17 protein-coding genes are annotated in these 19,038 nt (G+C 41.9%); 12 read left to right on the forward strand and 5 right to left on the reverse strand.

Features of this window, described 5'->3' with window-relative positions; all coding sequences use genetic code 11:
* The first annotated feature begins 39 nt into the window (after positions 1–39).
* Both SLU01_RS00910 and SLU01_RS00915 read left to right on the forward strand, forming a co-directional pair.
* On the forward strand, positions 40–510 hold the full coding sequence (locus SLU01_RS00910; protein ID WP_147054359.1) for a tripartite tricarboxylate transporter TctB family protein: 471 nt from the start codon (positions 40–42) through the stop codon (positions 508–510).
* Between the two features lie 15 nt (positions 511–525).
* Positions 526–2,025 carry a tripartite tricarboxylate transporter permease gene (locus tag SLU01_RS00915; protein ID WP_147054360.1) on the forward strand — a complete coding sequence of 500 codons (1,500 nt, stop codon included), beginning with the start codon at positions 526–528 and terminating at the stop codon, positions 2,023–2,025.
* Positions 2,026–2,301: 276 nt separating this feature from the next.
* Here SLU01_RS00915 and SLU01_RS00920 read toward each other — a convergent pair whose 3' ends face one another.
* The 4 genes from SLU01_RS00920 to SLU01_RS00935 all read right to left on the reverse strand — a co-directional run bounded on the left by SLU01_RS00920 (position 2,302) and on the right by SLU01_RS00935 (position 6,874).
* Positions 2,302–3,060, reverse strand: coding sequence for a creatininase family protein (locus tag SLU01_RS00920; protein ID WP_218029682.1), 759 nt, complete (start codon positions 3,058–3,060; stop codon positions 2,302–2,304).
* Between the two features lie 19 nt (positions 3,061–3,079).
* Positions 3,080–4,492 carry a purine-cytosine permease family protein gene (locus SLU01_RS00925; RefSeq protein WP_147054362.1) on the reverse strand — a complete coding sequence of 471 codons (1,413 nt, stop codon included), beginning with the start codon at positions 4,490–4,492 and terminating at the stop codon, positions 3,080–3,082.
* A 263-nt stretch (positions 4,493–4,755) separates the two neighbouring features.
* Complete coding sequence (locus tag SLU01_RS00930) at positions 4,756–5,991, reverse strand: S-layer homology domain-containing protein (protein ID WP_147054364.1); 1,236 nt, start codon at positions 5,989–5,991, stop codon at positions 4,756–4,758.
* A gap of 226 nt (positions 5,992–6,217) precedes the next feature.
* Positions 6,218–6,874 carry a GntR family transcriptional regulator gene (locus SLU01_RS00935; RefSeq protein WP_170232542.1) on the reverse strand — a complete coding sequence of 219 codons (657 nt, stop codon included), beginning with the start codon at positions 6,872–6,874 and terminating at the stop codon, positions 6,218–6,220.
* Positions 6,875–7,067: 193 nt separating this feature from the next.
* On the opposite strand from SLU01_RS00935, the gene SLU01_RS00940 reads away from it, so the two are divergent.
* From SLU01_RS00940 to SLU01_RS00965, 6 genes are all read left to right on the forward strand, one after another.
* Positions 7,068–8,108 (forward strand): GntG family PLP-dependent aldolase, encoded by a 1,041-nt coding sequence (locus tag SLU01_RS00940; protein ID WP_147054368.1) that lies wholly within the window; start codon positions 7,068–7,070, stop codon positions 8,106–8,108.
* A 32-nt stretch (positions 8,109–8,140) separates the two neighbouring features.
* On the forward strand, positions 8,141–9,388 hold the full coding sequence (locus SLU01_RS00945; RefSeq protein WP_147054370.1) for a dicarboxylate/amino acid:cation symporter: 1,248 nt from the start codon (positions 8,141–8,143) through the stop codon (positions 9,386–9,388).
* A 308-nt stretch (positions 9,389–9,696) separates the two neighbouring features.
* Positions 9,697–11,043 carry a sigma-54 interaction domain-containing protein gene (locus tag SLU01_RS00950; RefSeq protein ID WP_147054372.1) on the forward strand — a complete coding sequence of 449 codons (1,347 nt, stop codon included), beginning with the start codon at positions 9,697–9,699 and terminating at the stop codon, positions 11,041–11,043.
* Between the two features lie 209 nt (positions 11,044–11,252).
* Entirely contained in the window at positions 11,253–12,581 is a 1,329-nt protein-coding gene (locus tag SLU01_RS00955; protein WP_147054374.1) for an acyclic terpene utilization AtuA family protein, read from the forward strand.
* Positions 12,571–12,882: an AtuA-related protein gene (locus SLU01_RS00960; RefSeq protein WP_147054376.1), complete on the forward strand. Its 312-nt coding sequence runs from the start codon at positions 12,571–12,573 to the stop codon at positions 12,880–12,882. Before SLU01_RS00955 ends, SLU01_RS00960 begins: the two co-directional genes overlap by 11 nt.
* 25 nt (positions 12,883–12,907) lie before the next feature.
* On the forward strand, positions 12,908–14,197 hold the full coding sequence (locus SLU01_RS00965) for a CitMHS family transporter (RefSeq protein WP_147054378.1): 1,290 nt from the start codon (positions 12,908–12,910) through the stop codon (positions 14,195–14,197).
* 168 nt (positions 14,198–14,365) lie between these two features.
* Here SLU01_RS00965 and SLU01_RS00970 read toward each other — a convergent pair whose 3' ends face one another.
* Complete coding sequence (locus SLU01_RS00970) at positions 14,366–14,959, reverse strand: TetR/AcrR family transcriptional regulator (protein WP_170232543.1); 594 nt, start codon at positions 14,957–14,959, stop codon at positions 14,366–14,368.
* Positions 14,960–15,108: 149 nt separating this feature from the next.
* On the opposite strand from SLU01_RS00970, the gene SLU01_RS00975 reads away from it, so the two are divergent.
* Genes SLU01_RS00975 through SLU01_RS00990 form a run of 4 tightly spaced genes read left to right on the forward strand, consistent with a single transcriptional unit; the run spans position 15,109 to position 18,989 of the window.
* The gene (locus SLU01_RS00975) at positions 15,109–16,071 is read left to right on the forward strand and encodes an ABC transporter permease (RefSeq protein WP_147054382.1); all 963 of its coding nucleotides are present in this window, start codon (positions 15,109–15,111) and stop codon (positions 16,069–16,071) included.
* A 16-nt stretch (positions 16,072–16,087) separates the two neighbouring features.
* A complete protein-coding gene (locus SLU01_RS00980; protein WP_147054384.1) occupies positions 16,088–16,978 on the forward strand; it encodes an ABC transporter permease in 891 nt (296 codons plus the stop codon).
* Between the two features lies 1 nt (position 16,979).
* Positions 16,980–17,996, forward strand: coding sequence for an ABC transporter ATP-binding protein (locus tag SLU01_RS00985; RefSeq protein WP_147054386.1), 1,017 nt, complete (start codon positions 16,980–16,982; stop codon positions 17,994–17,996).
* Positions 17,997–18,989 carry an oligopeptide/dipeptide ABC transporter ATP-binding protein gene (locus SLU01_RS00990; RefSeq protein ID WP_218029683.1) on the forward strand — a complete coding sequence of 331 codons (993 nt, stop codon included), beginning with the start codon at positions 17,997–17,999 and terminating at the stop codon, positions 18,987–18,989.
* Positions 18,990–19,038: the final 49 nt, after the last annotated feature.

Raw genomic sequence — 19,038 nt, forward strand, 5'->3', positions numbered from 1 at the left:
ATCCCTTATTTTGAAACAAGCGGAAGGATGTGAGCAAATATGCTAAAACAGTTGCACCATGACGTCTATGCAGGAATCGTAATTTTGGCGGTTTCAATCTATTTCTTAGTTCAGGCAAGGGAATTTCCTGAACGGGCAGCGTTGTTTCCTAATTTGATTCTTGGTCTATTCATATTCTTCGCGATTCTGTTGTTAATAAATGGAGTTCGGAAAATGGCATTACAGAAAAGAGATTTGGATGTGCCTGCCGCTGATGAGGAGGAACGTCTGACAATAAGCATGATTAAGATACCAATCCTAATATTAGTGGTCGTTACAGCATATGTTTTTCTCATTAATGTGCTAGGATTCTTCGTCTCAACTGCGCTTTTCATGGTTGGAATTTTGTATATGCTTCAATTACGTTCATTGAAAATGTATCTATTGACGATTATTTTTACATTGTTATTCATTTATCTACTGTTTGTGAAGCTGCTGCATGTATTTCTTCCGACTGGACTACTAATTTAAGAAAGGGTGCATGAAATGGATACTTCAATTATTTTAAATATCTTAGAAAACTTATTTACAGTCCAAACGTTCATTGCCCTTTTCATAGGTGTTGTCGGTGGGATTATTATCGGAGCGCTTCCTGGACTAAGCTCAACGATGGCAGTTGCTTTGCTTGTCCCCATCACATTTGGCATGGAACCAGTTGCAGGGCTTGTCATGTTGACTGCAATTTATACGTCGGCCACATACGGCGGTTCGCTCGCATCAATTTTATTACACACACCTGGTACTCCGGCTTCGGCCGCGACTGCTTTGGACGGCTATCAATTGACTCAAAGAGGAATGGCAGCAAAAGCAATTGGAATTAGTACAGTTTCATCAATGATTGGTGGTTTTATAAGTGGGGTCGCACTCCTGTTTTTAGCACCACCTCTTGCAAAGCTGTCACTAATGTTCAGTGCGCCTGAGTATTTCCTTCTCGCAATCTTCGGTTTGACAATCATCGGTTCATTATCGGGTGCATCGATGGTGAAAGGGTTGGCTTCCGGGGTGCTGGGATTGTTGATTGGAACAATCGGCATCGATATTCTGACAGGCTTCCCGCGCTATACGTTCGGCAGCGTATCTCTTGAATCCGGCATTTCGTTGGTTCCGGCGCTCATCGGTCTATTCTCTTTATCCCAAGTATTCATGATGCTAGAGAAAAAGAAGGGACCGAAGAAGGAAGTCGTAGAGCAAAAGCTCGGAAAACTGCTGCCGGAACGTGCGGATATGAAGAAAACACTTCCAACGATTTTACGGTCATCGGGTCTTGGTGTTCTTGTCGGTATTTTACCTGGGGCCGGTGGTGATGTAGGTTCTTGGGTTGGTTATAATGAAGCAAAACGATTCTCGAAGAACAAACATGAATTCGGAAAAGGGAGTATCGAAGGGATTGCAGGATCAGAGGCGGCGAACAATGCGGTGACAGGAGGGGCATTGATCCCATTGATGACCTTAGGGATTCCGGGAAGTTCCACTACCGCGGTGCTGCTGGGCGGGTTGATGATACAAGGCCTAGTCCCGGGTAACGAATTATTCACAGTGAACGGCCATATTAGCTATGCGGTTATCATTGGTTTTATTGTGGCAAATATTTTAATGGGCATCGTCGGATTGTTCGGGGCGAAGTATTTCATAAAGGCTTTGAAAGTGCCTCCGAATATTTTAATAACGATTATCATCATCTTATGTATATTAGGATCGTATGCTATTAATAACAGTATGTTCGACGTCTATATGATGTTGTTTTTCGGAGTACTAGGGTATTTGATGCGTAAAACGGGCTTCAGCACAGCACCAGTCATCCTAGGTATGATTCTTGGACCGATTGCTGAGAAAGGCCTTGGCCAATCAATGATCATGGGTCAGGGGCATCTAGTGAGCTTCTTCTTCCAAAGACCAATCAGCATTGTCTTTATGATTCTCATCCTACTAGCGTTGCTATCGCCATTCTTCTTGAAAATGATGCAGAAGAAACGTGCAACAGTATAATGGAATAGGGGCTGTCCAACAGGTTATATTTGAATGAAGACTTGATCAATATTAACATTTTTTTAGGGACGCCATCTGTCGGCCGTTGTTATGGTCTACAGTTGACGTCTTTTTCTAATTGTGTGGACTCTATTCAATGGGAGGCACAGTTTCAACAATGTGATAGAAAGAGCCAATCATCATTACAGTGTTCAATTGGCTCCTTTTGTAACTTTATAACGTTTAGCAATGCTGTTACCAGTTGATTATCTTATTTAAACTTAAGTCGCCCGGTTTTTATAGTAACTCCTTCTTCAATCCATATTCCCACCCGTTTTCATCCATCTTCTTCACGAAATCTTCAAGTACTTGCAAGACAACCTCCTCAAGTTTCTTACCCTTTTCAACTGTCGCCACACTAGGATCACCCGAAGCACCAGTCGGCGTCAATTCCTCGAATCTCCACTTGATCTCAACGTGTTCTGGCAGATCAGGAATAACCCCTTTGGCATGTTCCATTTGTATTAATTCTTCAAAAAGAGACAGACCCATCGATGTTTCACATTCCCCGGCATGCCCGAGTCCATTCCATTTCTCGAAGAAGTTGTCAGGCACCATTTTACCCGCAGCAACCCACCAGTCGTTGAATGATGCTATTGTTACGTTTGGATGCTCCACTTTTACAGCCCTTGCAGCTAATTCAATCGGCGCGATATTACCATCATGTCCATTGATGATGAGGATTTTAGTAATTCCATTCCTTACGATTTCCTGCAACACCTCTTTAATGACATTGACAATAGTTTCCGGCCTAAGGCTTATTGTGAATGGGAGATCATTATAATGTTCGCTCAGTCCATAATTGATTGGCGGCAGCACCATCATACCTTCTACACGCTGGGCGAGTTTTTCCGAAAGGATGTTGGAGATAAGGGCATCGGTACCGAACGGCATATGGCTACCATGGGTTTCGAATGCACCCACGCCAAAAACCACCTTATCGATTTTGGCTTCTTTAAATTGGTGATAGGTGATGTTTGTTCCAATAGTTGTCATAAGTATTACCTCCATTTAATTAGGCTTCAGCAGTAAGCTCTTTTGAGTCGGCTGTGAAGCGGTAGATGATTGGATATAATGCTATTGTGATGATCAACGCGACCAGTCCAGAAGGCAGGCCGAATGGCAATACTAAACCATACTCAAACACCAATCCTAAAACTGCACCGATTAAAAATGATATGATGCCTGCCATTTTATATTTCGCCTGAGAATTTAATTCTTCAATCTTATAGGCACCTTTCTTAACGATGAAATAGTCCGCAATTAGCGGGCCAGCCAAAGGAAGGAAGGCGGCACCTAATATTGTGATGAAATCTGCAAAAAAGATTTGATAGAATGCTAATGAACCGATGACGGTACCAACTACACCAGTAACCAATACGATTTTTTGTCGATTTACTTTCTTCTTATAGGATGAAATGACTGGTCCGACATAGAGTGAGTTGCAATATAACTCAGCATTATTGGTCGTCCATAAGGATGTTGTCCACGCGACGACTCCGATTAATGCAAAAATGATCCCTTTATCAATCATCCATTCAACATAGTTGAATTGACCAACTGAAACTGCGCCGATATAGCCAACAATGTTAAGCAAGGGATTTGTGAGAACGAAACAGGCGATTGCCCCAGCGAATACCGCTTTGATAGATTTGTTGAACCGAAAGAGATCAACACCCATGACGACTCCGGCAATCCAACTTCCCATTACAATTGTGATGGCGCTCCCCATTCCAAGACCACCGATTTTATTGGCCTCCGTCAAAAAGTTGCCCATCCCGCCACCTTCATTTAACATGCCGATTCCAACAATGATTGCAATGATCAGAATGACAGGAGCGACTGGTATCGCGACCGCTTCAATCGCTTTCATTCCTTTATAAGCGGTATACGTGAAAATTAGTCCGAATACAGCACACGCCAGGAAATTTTCAAGTGTAATCGCAGGTATATCCGTATAGCCCAAAGCGGCCGGATTGAACACTGTTATTCCTGTTGGGTTGCCAATCAAAGAGCTCCAAATTTGTCCAACCATTCCGGTTATGCTTGCAAACCAACCTAATGTTAATAACGCCATGATGAAAAGAGGCAAATTGCTACCGATGGAACCGTAAGAATACCGACTGATCAACGCCAAATTCAATCCTGTTTTCTGTGCCATGATGCCTAACAATGTCGTCAGAACAAGCAAAACGCCCATTCCGATTCCAATCGCCCACAACGCCATACCCGGCGGTACCCCAGGCTGCCCGCCGAATCCGGCAAGGACCCCACCAACAAATAATCCAGTTACGACATATCCAAAGCCCACCCACACCATAACCTGCTTCCATGTCGGCCGCCGCTCTGACTCTGGTACAGGAGAAAGCATATACTCGCCATCTTCTTGAGCAAATACATCCAAGTCGTTCTTCCCTTCTGTAGTCATCTAATCCCCCCTCTATAGTTTTGTTAGTTCACCATATTCAGGGGGGTAGATTAATATGTTGGGGGCTATTTGGTTGCGAAATAAAAAAAGAGACCTATTTAACAGGCCTCATCACATTTGCATTTTAATTACTTTAGTCATGATATTATTACGCTTTTCATGTCCAATCGACACATTATATTCAGATTAGGTTAATGGGGCAATATAGACCATCCAATAACCCATCCCTTGGCAATCTATCCACAAAGGGGCTATGTCATCCTCTATTTCGTAAAACGAACAATCTTCATCTTCCAGCTATTAGTTGCTTTAATGAACACAATCTCCCCAACTTCCAATCCACCTGCTTCGCCATTACTCGCAATTGCTGTAAAAGCTGCTTGATCTCCTACGTTAACAATTCCAGAATAGCTTAAAGTTAATGTCACACCGTCATTTGTCCGAAGCACAGCGCCTTGTATATTGCTCCTTTTCTCATCTGCCTGATAGGTTAACCCATCGCCGCTTTCCTCGCCGCCAACAATCGTAATGGTGACAGAACCATCCGAAGAGTCGACAGTAAATTGCTTACTATTCCTGCCTCCTTCCAACAGAGCATACGCCGTGTATAGATTACCATTTCGATCAACCACCTCATAATAACCCGGCTCCGTCAGAGACATGCCATCTTGGTAGGGAAATACCTTGCTTAATCCTGTTCGTTCGAAGCCTGGAAAATACTCGATAGACAGATTTCCAATTCCACCGGTCAGCTCAATAGGACCACCCAAGAAATAGCCGAATGTCTCGTCATCAACCACTACCTGAGCAAAAGCCTTCAAACGCTTTTCCGCTGTTTCATTATCACCTTTTGGAGTTCCAAGCTTTTCACTACGTAAAACAAAAGATGCCATCTGACCACGCGTCACAGGAGTGTTTGGAGAAAAAGTAGACGGAGATGTACCCGTCGTAATTTCATTTGCATAAAGAGCCCTGACAAATTCCATATGCCATTGGTTCTGATTAATATCAGTAAACGGCAGGCACGTTGTCGGATCATCTTTCAAATCAAACCCGATCGATAGGATTTTCGACATCTGTGCCCTTGTCAAACTTTCTTCGGGTCTGAACGTGTTGTCTTCATAACCAGTAATGATGCCTGCCTGAACAAGTGCCGCGATATAGCCATAATACGGACTCGATTGGCTCACATCTTTGAACCTTGGATCACGTACGTTTTTCGTATCCAACTCCAATACCATCGACAGCAATTTCGCAGCGTCTTGCCGTGTAATGCTTTCATTCGGTCTGAATGTGCCGTCCGGATAGCCGCTCATCATGCCACGCGCTGTATATTTCATGACGGCTTCAAAATAATGATGAGCCGGGCTATCTTCCACATCCGAAAACACAGGTGCCTTTGCGTGGACTTGGACCGGTGCGCCTACTGCGATCGCCCCACCTGCAACCGTGGCTATAATGGCTGCCTGGAACATCTTTTGATAACTTTTTCTTATCAATTGCAAACTCCTAACTTTTATTAATTGATAATGGCTATTCGGTATTTTATGAGGTCGTTTAGAATTATAGAATAGTGTTTTTTACCAATCCAAATTAATTAGTTCATCCCACGCTCTTTATGAAGCGTGCCGATCTTTTAGTCGCGCCTTGTTGTATCCTAACTTTGATTATTGGAAATTGGGCCTCAGTGCTTTTCTCGAATTTGCCTCTTTAACATTTCTACTTTCATACCAAGTCTTTTAGTGAATCAATTGTCGTTTCAAGACTTCTTCTAATATGGACACGCATTTCGGCTTCCACTTTGTTTTCGTCCCCTTCTTTGATTAAGTTGAAGAGCTCGTAATGCTCTTTGTTAGGGAGATGGTGCAAATAGCGGAACTGTTTGCTTTCTCCGATTTGACGATACCTTTCAATCCGGTTTTTTATCTGATTCAAAAAATGGACAGCCGTTGGATTATTGCTTGGCTTATACAGCAGGTGATGGAACTCGAATCCGTATTTGATGGCATCAGCATTGCGATCCTCTTCGTAAGCCCGGTCGATCAACGAAAGTGTATCTTCCAGTTTCGCCAGTATATCTGGTGTCATATTCAAAGTTGCTTCTTTGGCAACAAGGCCTTCCAGTACCTCTCGTACTTTGTAAATCTCAATTGCTTCTTCAATGGATAGGGAGGCTACATAGATTCTTCCGTTCCTTTTCCTTATGACCAGTTTTTCAATCTCCAGGCGGGCAATTGCCTGTCTAAGCGGTGTTCTGCTTACTTCAAAGGCAGAAGCAAGAACATCCTCAACAAGTCTTTCATTGGGTTCGTATTCAAGTTGAACAATCTTATTTTTCATTTCATCGTATACAAAGTCACTGGTACTTCTTCTTTTGTCCAATTACTTCGTCTCCTTTGTCAATGTTGTAAATGTCGATAGAAGATAGATTTGGATAGTTGAATAATTCATTAATATAAGGATATCATTCAACTCATAAAAAAAGTATTGACAGAATAATTAGTACTGTATACAATTATACAATAAGTGATTGAATCATTCTCTTATTGATAACTCGAAAGGAAGTGATGATTAAATGATAGACTTGCGAAGCGATACGCTTACTCTTCCAGAAAAAAGGATGATTGACAATATTGACATCCGGAAGTTGGGTGACGATGGTAGGGACGATTGCTTCGGTAGAGGGGAAGATTCCCTTGTCAACGAACTGGAGAACCTTGCGGCCAAGTTGACCGGGAAGGAAGCTGCGCTATTTTTTCCGACAGGGACAATGGCAAATCATGCTGCATTGCTGTCTTTTTGTAAACGGGGTAACTCTCTTGCCCTTGACCCTACTATGCATATGTACATCAGTGAGAAAATCGTATTCGATGATGATTATTTTGGGATGAAACCGGCTTTTTATGAATTGAATAGTCGAAAGAAACCGGACATCGATTCACTTTGGGAGTTGGTCAAGACCCGTTCTCCGGTTCTCATTTGCATTGAAAACACCCATAATTATGGCGGAGGTATATGCCTCTCTCCAGACGAAATAAAGAAAATCAGAAATCTGGCGGGTGATGAGATACCCATCTTTATGGATGGAGCGAGGATTTTCAATGCGGCTGTCAGTCTACATACTTCGGTGGAGAAGCTATGTGAAAACGTGGATGCTGTATCGTTCTGTCTGTCAAAAGGATTGGGTGCTCCAATCGGTTCGTTGCTTTGTGGAAACAAGGAAATGATATTGAAAGCGCGGCGTATACGCAAATTGCTCGGTGGGACGATGAGACAGGCGGGAGTTGCTGCGGCAGCCGGATTGATCGCTTTGGAAGAGTCGAATATCAAACGTTTGGAAGAAGATCATTCGAATGCAAGGATACTAAAAGAAGGCATAGCCGCGAATGAATATATACGTTTAGATACTCAATCTGTGCAAACAAATATTGTTACATTTGAGCTGGATCACCCGCTGTATGATGCTGCTGCACTAATTGAAATACTGAAGGAAAAAGGCGTAAGGGTCAAAAAGATACTGAGAAACAGTATCAGGATGACGACTTATAAAGGGATCAGTCAAAAGGACGTAGAAAAAGTGGTGGAAATCATTAATGAAACACTTACTGATTATTGATTAGCCAGTAAGAAATAAAGGGAGGCGGGAAAATGTTCAAAAAACTGCGCGAAGTCTCTGGAAAAACTTCGTTGGCAACAAAAATATTTATCGGTCTGGGGGCCGGTATACTTGCTGGAATTATCTTTGGTGAAGGCATGTTGCCGTATGAATTTATCGGTAAAATATGGGTTAATCTCATCAAGATGATTTTGATTCCTCTTATTCTATTCGCGGTTATATCTAGCATTACTAGTCAGAAAGATACGTCTTCGTTGGGGCGACTCGGCTTAAAGGCGATGGTCTACTTCGGACTCACTACGATTGTGGCCTCTGTTATAGGCATATTGCTATCATATTTGCTGAAGCCGGGTAAAGGATTTGATTTAATGGTGAGCGAAGGGGCGGCCATTGAACTTCCGGATGATCTTACGGTTGAATCTTTTTTCATGAATCTAGTATCCAGCAACATGTTCCAATCATTTAGCGAAGGAAATATGATTCAGGTTATTGTCATTGCTATCCTGTTGGGTATTGCTGCATTGAAAATAGAGGATGTCCAAAAAAGGGATTCTGTACTATCTTGGTTTAATTACATGACGGAGCTGATTTTTTCATTCGTATGGATGGTCATCCGTTTGTCACCGATAGGGGTCTTCTTTTTGATGGCTGGGTCAATCGGTCAGTATGGACCTGAATTGCTTGGGTCTTTCTCTAAACTGATTGGTACGTTCTATCTCGGAATCCTTGCACAAATCTTCCTAGTATATGGAATAGTTGTATGGTTTTCGGCGAAAGTATCCCCGCTTCGATTTGTTAAAGACAGCTCTGCTCTATGGCTGTTCACAATCAGTACGACAAGTAGTGTTGCATCCATTCCAGTCAACCTAGATGTCGCCAAAAACAAATTCAAACTGAAAGAGCGTATCTCCAACTTCATCATACCGCTAGGATCCCAGATCAATCATGATGGGAATGCAATTCTGTTGTCATGTATTGTTGTTTTCACAAGCCAAGCAACAGGAGTTGATTTGACATTCTTCACTCTTATCAAACTTGTATTGTTAGGAACTTTGATTTCGTCTGGCGGTGGAGGTATACCGGGTTCAGGTATCATCAAAGTGATGATTGTTGTGGAAGCATTCGGTTTGCCGATTGAAATTGGAGCCATGGCGGCAGCGTTTTACCGCTTATTTGACATGGGTATTACAACAGCCAATTGCATGGGTGATTTGGCTGGAGCTGTCATGATTGATAAAACCGAAAAAGTAGAGGCTGAAGAAGTTCCAGTATCTCAGTAATAGGTGTTTCCTGATCAGGACATCCATTTACTGGATTGAACGAGTGAGTACGATTATCCTCTCTGTGAGAGACATCTCCTGTCGACCAGTGCTAATGGACGACAAGAGATGTCTTTTCTTTTCCTCAGTTTATTTATGTAAGGGAAATTAGCGCGGACGATGCTTTTTTGAACAGCCGTTTCCGTCCGCAACAGAGACACAGCAAATGGTATTACCGTTAAGAAAAATCCAATTGTCTGTTGAAGTTCTGAATAAATTGAAGCAACCAATATGTTAAACTAAAGAAATCCAGCAATATACATAAGGGGATGGGGACAATCGAAGAAACAGTCGAATGGTGGAAGGCGATCGTGGAATCGATGAATGATGGGGTGCTTGTCATCGATCGGGCTGGTGTAGTCAAGATTATTAATCCGGAATATACGCGGATTACTGGGGTCACTCCGGATATTATCGGCAAGCCTTTAATTTCATATCGTCCGGGGGCAAAGTTGCCGGAGACGCTTGCCAGTGGGGAAAGTCAGGTTGGGGTGTACAGGAAAACGCATGATCGGGAATATGTTGTCGATATGGCGCCCATCTTTGTAGAGGGTGAAATTGTGGGGGCGGTTTCTGTCTGCAAGAGTTTGAATGAAGTACAGCTTCTTACGAGGGAGCTTGAGAAGCAACGTCAAAAAGTGAAAGAGCTGCAAGAGCAAATTAGCGCGCTTCATAAGGTGAGGTATACATTTGAAGATATCATCACGAATGACGCTAAGATGGAAGAGCTCATTTCAGTCGCGAAGAAAACTGCTGCGACCGATTTGCCAATCCTGATAAAAGGCGAAAGCGGTACGGGGAAGGAATTGTTTGCGCAAGCTGTCCACCATGCAAGCTTAGGTTCAGGAAAGCCGTTCATCGCTGTGAATTGCTCAGCGATTCCGTCAGAGTTGATTGAGAACGAATTGTTCGGACATTCTGAAGGGGCTTTTCCGGGCGCTTCTGAGAAAGGGAAGGCGGGCTTGTTTGAAATGGCTGATGGGGGAACGCTGTTTCTAGATGAGATAAGTGATCTATCGATCGATGTCCAGGCGAAACTTTTGCGTGTCTTGCAGGAAGGCGCAATCAGGCGTATTGGTGAGGCGGTAGAGAGAAAAGTGAACGTACGGATTGTAGCGTCGACTCATAGAGATTTGCATCAATTTATCGCGAAAGACCTTTTTCGAGAAGATTTGCTATATCGTTTAAATGCGGTCGTCTTGAAAATCCCGCCTTTGCGTGAACGAAAAGCGGATATTCCATTCATCGCAGAGTCGGTCTTGAAGGGATATGAGGTAGACCGGGAAGTTATGACTTTTTTAACGAAGTATGATTGGCCAGGTAATATTAGAGAGCTGCGAAATGTGTTGGATTTTGCTATGTGCATGGCAAATGAGAATGAGCAGATTGTTATCGATCATCTTCCTGATATTATGCAAAAGCAGCATCGATTATATGAAGAGGAAACGAAAGTCTTTCCACTGTATGAGGCGGTAGAGGCGGCGGAAAGAACTGTTCTTGAATCCGCTTTACAATCGAGTGGAACGACAGTGGAGGAACGGCAGGAGATTGCTAATACGTTGGGGATCTCGCTTGCTACTTTATATAATAAAATGAAGAAATATAATATTAGATAATGATTCTAGTTATTTGTTATTAATGAAAATTTCATTCTAGAAAATTGGAATGATGATAGCGATACGGTTTTATATAGATGGAATCCCGATTATACCTGTTGTATATTCCATGTTGTTAGAAGGAGAAATGCCTGTAATTCCGGCATTTCTTCTTTTGTTTTTGCTAAAATGATAGAAGTGACAGACTTATTACATAACGGGGTGAATGTATGCTGAAAATTGGATCTGGAGCTGGATTTTCCGGGGATCGGATTGATCCGGCTATCGAACTTGCTGAAAAAGGAAAGCTTGACTACTTAGTTTTGGAATGCTTAGCGGAGCGTACTATCGCACTTGCCCAAAAACGTAAAAAAGCAGATACTGCGTTTGGATACGATCCATTGCTTGAAAAGCGGATCCGGTCGTTATTGCCAACGTTGTTGGAAAATAACGTTCGGCTTATAACGAATATGGGGGCAGCAAACCCGGTTGGCGGTGCTAAGAAAATCATTGAGATAGCGGAAGAAATGGGATTGCGGGTAAAAGTGGCTGCTGTTATTGGTGATGATGTCCTGCCATATATTCTTCAAAACCGTGAATCATTTGAGTTCAATCCAAAGCTTTCTGAAAGCGTTCCCATTCTGTCGGCAAATGCCTATTTGGGGGCATCTGCGATTGTACCGGCAATTGAAACCGGGGCGGATGTGATTATTACGGGAAGAGTCGCCGATCCTTCTTTGTTCCTGGCGCCGATGATTCATCATTTTGGGTGGTCAACTGAAGACTTTAATCTGATGGGGAAAGGGACCGTAATCGGCCATTTGCTTGAATGTGGCGGGCAATTGACAGGGGGCTTCTTTGCCGATCCAGGGAAAAAAGATGTCAGTGGACTTTCGCATCTTGGTTTTCCGTTGGCAGAAGTACAACCGGATGGATCTGCGCTTTTAACGAAATTGCCTGGTACTGGTGGAGCGTTGACACTTCGTACGGTGAAAGAACAGCTTTTGTATGAAGTGATGGATCCTTCTTCTTATGTGACGCCTGACGTGGTTGCAGATTTCACAACTGTCTCTTTAAAAGAGGATGGAGATGATCGCATTTTAGTGACAGGCGGGGGTGGGAAGGAATGGCCATCCGAGCTGAAGGCGAGTATTGGCTATGATGCTGGCTTTATCGGTGAAGGGGAAATTACATACGCAGGTGAAAATGCGATTGGTCGTGCGGAACTGGCGGGCGTTATCGTTCAAGAGCGTTTGCAAAATCACTTTGAGGAGATAACAGTAGATTATATAGGGGTTACTTCTGCGCATCGTGGTTCATTTGCCTATAAGGGAAGGCCTTATGAAGTCCGCCTTCGGGTCGCGGGCAAGACATATGAACGAGAGAAAGCCAATTGGATTGGTGAAGAGGTGGAAGCACTTTATACGAATGGACCTGCCGGGGGAGGCGGTGCGCGTAAATATTTTAATGAGGTTGTCGGCATCGTCTCGACAATGGTGCCTAGAGAGAGTGTGAAAGCAGAATTGAAGGTTATGGAGGTGAAAACAAATGGCGCGTAAACTGTATGAATTGGCGCACAGCAGAGCAGGGGATAAGGGGGATGTCCTTATGTTGTCGCTCATTCCTTACGAGGAAGGAATATACGAGGCACTGCGCGAACAAGTGACGGCGGACCGGGTAAAGCATCATTTGAATCATATTGTCAAAGGGGAAGTGACGCGCTACGAGATGCCGAACATAGCGGCTTTGCAGTTCGTCTGCCAAGGGGCTTTGCTAGGAGGAGTGACAACTTCTCCCGGAATGGATACGCACGGAAAAACGTTAAGCTATGCATTGCTGGAAATGGAAGTAGATTTGTAGTTCTAACAAAAAGGGGGATTCTAGTATGTTGGCATTATTAGGTTTCTTAACGATTTTTGTCTTTTTAGCACTTATTTTGACGAAACGAATGTCCGTTATTGTTTCTTTGATTCTCGTTCCGGTCGTGTTCGCCTTGATAGGTGGGTTTGGGGCGGAGATGGGGGAATTCATGCTGGAAGGTGTGAAAGGCGTTGTTCCGACGGGGATTATGCTTGGTTTTGCAATTCTCTATTTCGGTGTTATGAATAATGCCGGACTGTTCGATCCGCTTATCTCCCGTGTTTTACGGGCTGTAAAAGGTGATCCTTTGAAGATTGTTGTAGGTACCGCTGTGATTGCGATGCTCGCACATTTGGATGGATCCGGGGCATCGACATTTCTTATTGCCGTTCCCGCATTGTTGCCGTTATACGATAAATTGGGGATGAGTCGAATTGTACTGGCAGGAGTCGTGGCGCTTGGGGCGGGTGTTATGAACTTGTTGCCATGGGGAGGCCCGACAGCACGGGCAGCGACTGCACTTGAAGTGGATACGAGCGCGATTTTCAATCCGGTCATACCTGCCATGGTAGCAGGAATTGTATGGGTATTGTTCGTAGCATTTTGGATTGGTAGAAAAGAGCGAAAGCGATTGGGCATTGCGGATGTAGAGTTTGACTTTCAAGCTGAGCTATCGGATGAAGACAAAGCAATGAGGCGCCCTAAATTATTTTGGTTCAACCTACTGTTGACGATTATTACTATCGTGGCACTTGTAAAAGTATGGTTGCCACTTCCGATTATCTTCATGATTGCATTTGCAATTGCAGTTATCGTCAATTATCCAAAGCCTGATGACCAAATGGAACAGGTGAAAAGCCAGGCGGTTGGTATGATTACAGTTGTGTCCATTATCTTCGCTGCTGGTATTTTTACGGGTATATTATCAGGTACAGGCATGATCACAGAAATGGCAAACGCTCTCGTCGGCTTCATTCCAAATGGGACGGGAAGTATGATGGGGATCATCGTAGCTGTGACAGGCATGCCGTTAAGCTTGTTGTTTACACCAGATGCCTATTATTTTGGTGTCCTGCCAATCATTAGCGAAACGGCAGCGGCTTACGGAGTTGCCCCAACTCATATCGGCAGCGCAGCAATTTTAGGGCAAATGACAACAGGTTTTCCACTCAGTCCGTTAACAGCATCAACCTTCCTACTGATCGGTCTTGCGGGTGTTGAATTAGCCGACCATCAGAAATTCGTCTTCAAATGGGCTTTCGGTACAACGATTGTGATGACGATCGTTGCTGTTATTACTGGGGTGATTATTTGATTAAAATATTTGAGACTTCCCCAAATTGCTTGGGCATAGCAGCATATAAAAGATCCGCATTGAAATTTACGCAGGCTTAATAACAACAACCACCCATCACTGATGTGAGATGGGTGGTTGTTTAGTTCGCAGTATGCTGTTGTGGATCCATGTGCTTTTCACAAATTATTACTTCTTTAAAATACCATTCAAAAATATATCCCTAAAGTAATGGTCTTTAATGTCCTGCCTCTCTTTAACATCAGTTATCTTATGTTCACGAAAGTAGTTATGAATTGTAAACATTGAAGTGGTAAATAAATAGAAGACAAAATCTAAATTCAAATCTTCTTTCAGTTTGTTGGAATTTTTATATTCCATTAATTCTTCACCTAAAAAGGAATGTAGTTTTTTACTATATTCACCATAGTAAAATTTCTGCATGACAAGCATAGGAACATTATACCAAGTTTGATTAAACTCCACTTCTTCCTCTGTGCAAATCTCCTCTATCGGAATAATTCTTTCGCTGAATAAAATATCTTGATCGCATTCTTTTTGTTTTTTCATATACTTCATTTCTACTTCTGTGAAGAAGTGTAAATATAAATCCTCTTTATCATAAAAGTATTGATAAAAACTCCCGACAGAGATATCAGACCTTTTTGCTATCTCCCTAATATGTACCTCTTCATAGTCCGTATTGATAAATATTTCGTATGTCGCTTTACGAATTTTTTCCTTTTTTTCATCTGATAAATTGAAATACGTTTGCTTTGGCATAGTTTTCCCTCCGAAGTAACTGATATAAAACATAATATCAAAGATTCTAAAAATAGTCGTTGACATAGAACATTGTGCTTGTTATGATTCAAATTATAATATGAACAGGTTCACATTTAAAGATAAATATTTCTAAAGGTGGGGGTACGATGAAAAAGTACGTTACAAAAAGGGTGCTCATGGGTGTGTTAACAATCTTCGTGGTGTTCTCAATTAATTTTCTCATCATACGATTAGCCCCGGGAAGTCCGATCTCTACAATAATGGGAAAGGACAATGATGATCCAATATTAAGGGCTGCATTGGAAGCGAAATACGGTTTTGATCAGCCGCTCATATTACAGTACTTCATCTATTTGAAAAACGCTGTAACCGGGGATTTGGGTTTGTCCATTATTTACAATAAAGAGGTTTTGGCCATTATTGCAGAAAGACTCGTCCCAACACTCTTATTAGTTCTAACAGCGGCACTATTAGCTGTTGTGATAGGGACATTTATGGGAATGTATGCAGCGAAACATGAAGGTTCAAGAGTGGATGTATTCTTTTCGGGCATTTCGTATATTTTCAATTCGATGCCAGCGTTTTGGTTAGGATTGATATTGATTATTATTTTCTCTTCCGTATTCGGATTGTTGCCTTCCTATGGAATGATTAGTTCAAGAACGACGTTAACTGGGGTGGACTATTATTTAGATGTTTTAAAACATATGATCCTTCCCGTAAGTACATTGGTACTCGTCGAAATTCCGATTTATTTCCGTATTGCCAAATCATCCATTGTTCAAACGTTGAACGAAGATTTCATCGTAACGTTGAAAGCTACCGGTATGAGTGAAAGGAAGATTTTCAATAAGTACGTACTTAGAAATGCGATTTTACCTACCATTACAATTTTTGGAATCTCAATGGGCTACTTGATAACAGGTGTTGCATTGATTGAAATTGTATTTGCGTGGCCGGGGACAGGAGATCTTATGTTAACTGCTATTAACCAAAGGGATTATCCGACTTTGATGGGAATCTATTTGATCATGTCAGTTTCTGTTGCTCTCGTGATGGTGATTGTCGATATTATCTATGCAACATTAGATCCGCGGATTAGATTTTAAAAGGGGGGATGTACTCATGGTGACAACAAAGAAGGGTTGGTATGTAGGTAGAAAAAATAATAACAAATTGAACAGAACTTTACTGAAAGTAAAAAGTGATACGGAATTGAAGTTTGGATTGATCGGGCTGTCTCTTTTAGTATTTGTGGCTGTATTTGCTTCATTGCTTGTTCCATTTGACCCTTATTTTTTCGGTCCCGATGTTTTAAATAAATTAGGTGAGAATCAGCATATTTTAGGCACTAACCACCTTGGACAAGATATATTCAGCATGATTTTATACGGTGTGCGAACGTCCCTTATGGTCGCTGTTGGTTCTGCCTTGATTTCAGCGGTTATTGGTATATTGGTAGGCGGGATTGCAGGCTATTTTGGCGGAAAAATCGATTTAGTAATTACTGAATGCATCAATGCTTTTATGATGGTGCCGACTTTCTTCCTTATACTTTTAATCATTGCTCTTTTTGACAGCAGTATCACAAATGTCATGATCGTTATCGGTCTAACGACTTGGCCGAGCAACGCAAAATTGATAAGGGCCCAAGCACTTTCGATAAGGGAACGGACATATGTAAAAAGTGCCGTTGCCATGGGAGAAACAAATTTGCAGATTTTGTTCAAATACATTATTCCGAACGGCATCTTCCCCGTTTTGGCAAATACGACAATTGGAATGTCCAATGCAATATTGACTGAAGCGGGCTTAAGTTTTTTAGGTTTAGGCGATCCGAATGTGATTAGCTGGGGCCAAATGATCTTTATGGGGAAACAGTATTTGACTTCAGCCTGGTGGATTTCAACTTTTGCAGGAATCGCAATTGTTTTCACAGTGACTGTCTTCTATTTATTAGGTGATGGCTTGAATCATGTTTTGGACCCGAAGCATAAAAGCAGAAAGGATGCTTAAAATGGATAGAGTTCTGGAACTTAAAGATTTTAATGTCACATATAAGAACAAAACCAAAAAAGTTTATGCTGTGAAAGACATTAATTTAACAATCAACAAAGGAGATTCTTTGGGGATAGTTGGTGAATCGGGGTCCGGGAAATCGACTTTAGCTATGGCAATATTAAGGTTGTTGCCCGAAAGGAATACGGAGATTACTGGAAGCTCAAATTTCGCTAACAAGGATTTAGTTCAAGCGAGCGAAAAGGAATTAAAAGAAATCAGATGGAAGGAATTATCCGTTGTTTTTCAAAAATCGATGAATGCGCTTAGCCCTGTTCATAGAATCGGAGAGCAAATTGAAGATATTTATAGGGTGCATAAACCGAATGCACGTAAAGAGGAAATATTTGATCGAATAAAAGCTTTGCTGAGATTAGTGAACCTATCAGAAAGGGTTTTTAAGATGTACCCGCATGAATTATCAGGGGGTATGCTGCAAAGGGTTGCCATTGCAATCAGTTTAATACATGATCCCAAACTTTTAATAATGGATGAAGCAACTACTGCGCTGGATGTCGTCACACAAGGTCAGATTCTTGAAGAAATTGTGAAGATGGAACAGACGTTGGACGTTACAAGAATTATGATTACCCATGATATTTCTGTGGTAGCAACGACTTGCAATAAAATAGCAGTCTTGTATGCCGGAGAACTAATGGAGGTAGGGTATGTCAAAGATATTTTAAAAGAACCGAAACACCCATACACAAAGGGGTTATTATCGTCTATTCCATCTTTGAGCGGAGAGAAGGAAACTTTGACAGGCATCAAAGGTCATTTACCTGATCTATCTCAAAAATATGAGGGATGCATCTTTGCTCCAAGATGCGAGCATGCAATGGAACAATGTGGGAAAAGTAAGCCTTCTGAAACGCAGTTGACTGGTGAAAATAGAGTTTGGTGTCATTTATATTCCCAATCTGATAGAGGTGAACAACTAGATATAAGTAAAAATTTGGCGGAGGTGAACAGATAAGTGGAAGAGAAAAAGCCGTTTGTGAAAATTAATAATATTTCCATGTGGTACCCTCAAAAAAGCAAATCATTGTCGCAAGTGATTAAAAGGGAAAAGCAGTGGGTGAAAGCGGTTGACAATGTATCACTTGAGTTACAAAAGGGGGAGATTTTAGGAGTCATTGGTGAAAGTGGCTGCGGAAAATCTACTTTGGGAAGAGCATTGGCAAGATTAGAACATCCCACTCAAGGTGATGTGTTCATCGATGATGTATCCACACAAAATCTAATCAAACAGGATCAGCGGAAGTTCAGAAGAACCGTCCAAATCGTCTTCCAAAATCCCTTTGATACATTCACACCACGAGATACGATAGAAAAGATATTAATGAGGCCTCTCAAACTACATGGGATCGGGAAAAGCGAAGAGGAAAGGAAGCAAAAGTGCATCGATATATTAGAATCAGGTGGGTTGAAACCCGCAGAGGAAATCATGAAAAGGTATCCTCATGAATTATCTGGAGGGCAATTACAAAGAATTTCCATCTTACGTTCCATGCTTTTTAATCCTCAATTTATCATAGCGGATGAACCTGTTTCGATGTTAGATGTTTCTGTAAGGGCTGAAATCATCAATATGCTAGTAACATTAAGCCGGGAAAAGGATGCCACTGTCGTTTTCATCAGCCATGATATAGCGCTCACAAGATATATATCAGATAAAATCGCCGTCATGTATTTAGGGAAAATTATTGAATATGGGGACTCTGAAACGATTATTAATCGACCACAACATCCCTATACGCAAGCCTTAATTTCAAATACACCTTCAATAGATCTCGATGAAATAAGGGAGACCATTAAAGTAGAGGGAGAGCCGCCAACTCCTGTGAATCCCGGACCAGGTTGTTATTTTGCACCGCGTTGCTTTAAAGCGACGAAAAATTGTTTTAAACATTATCCGGATACAGTCGAGTTGGAGTCGGGGCATTTAGTCAGTTGTTCAGAGATTTAATCTATTTCTGGGTTTAATTAACTAAAAATTCATAAAAGGGGTGTGGGAA

It is taken from the genome of Sporosarcina luteola, from assembly GCF_007991495.1.
Classification (GTDB): Bacteria; Bacillota; Bacilli; order Bacillales_A; family Planococcaceae; genus Sporosarcina; species Sporosarcina luteola.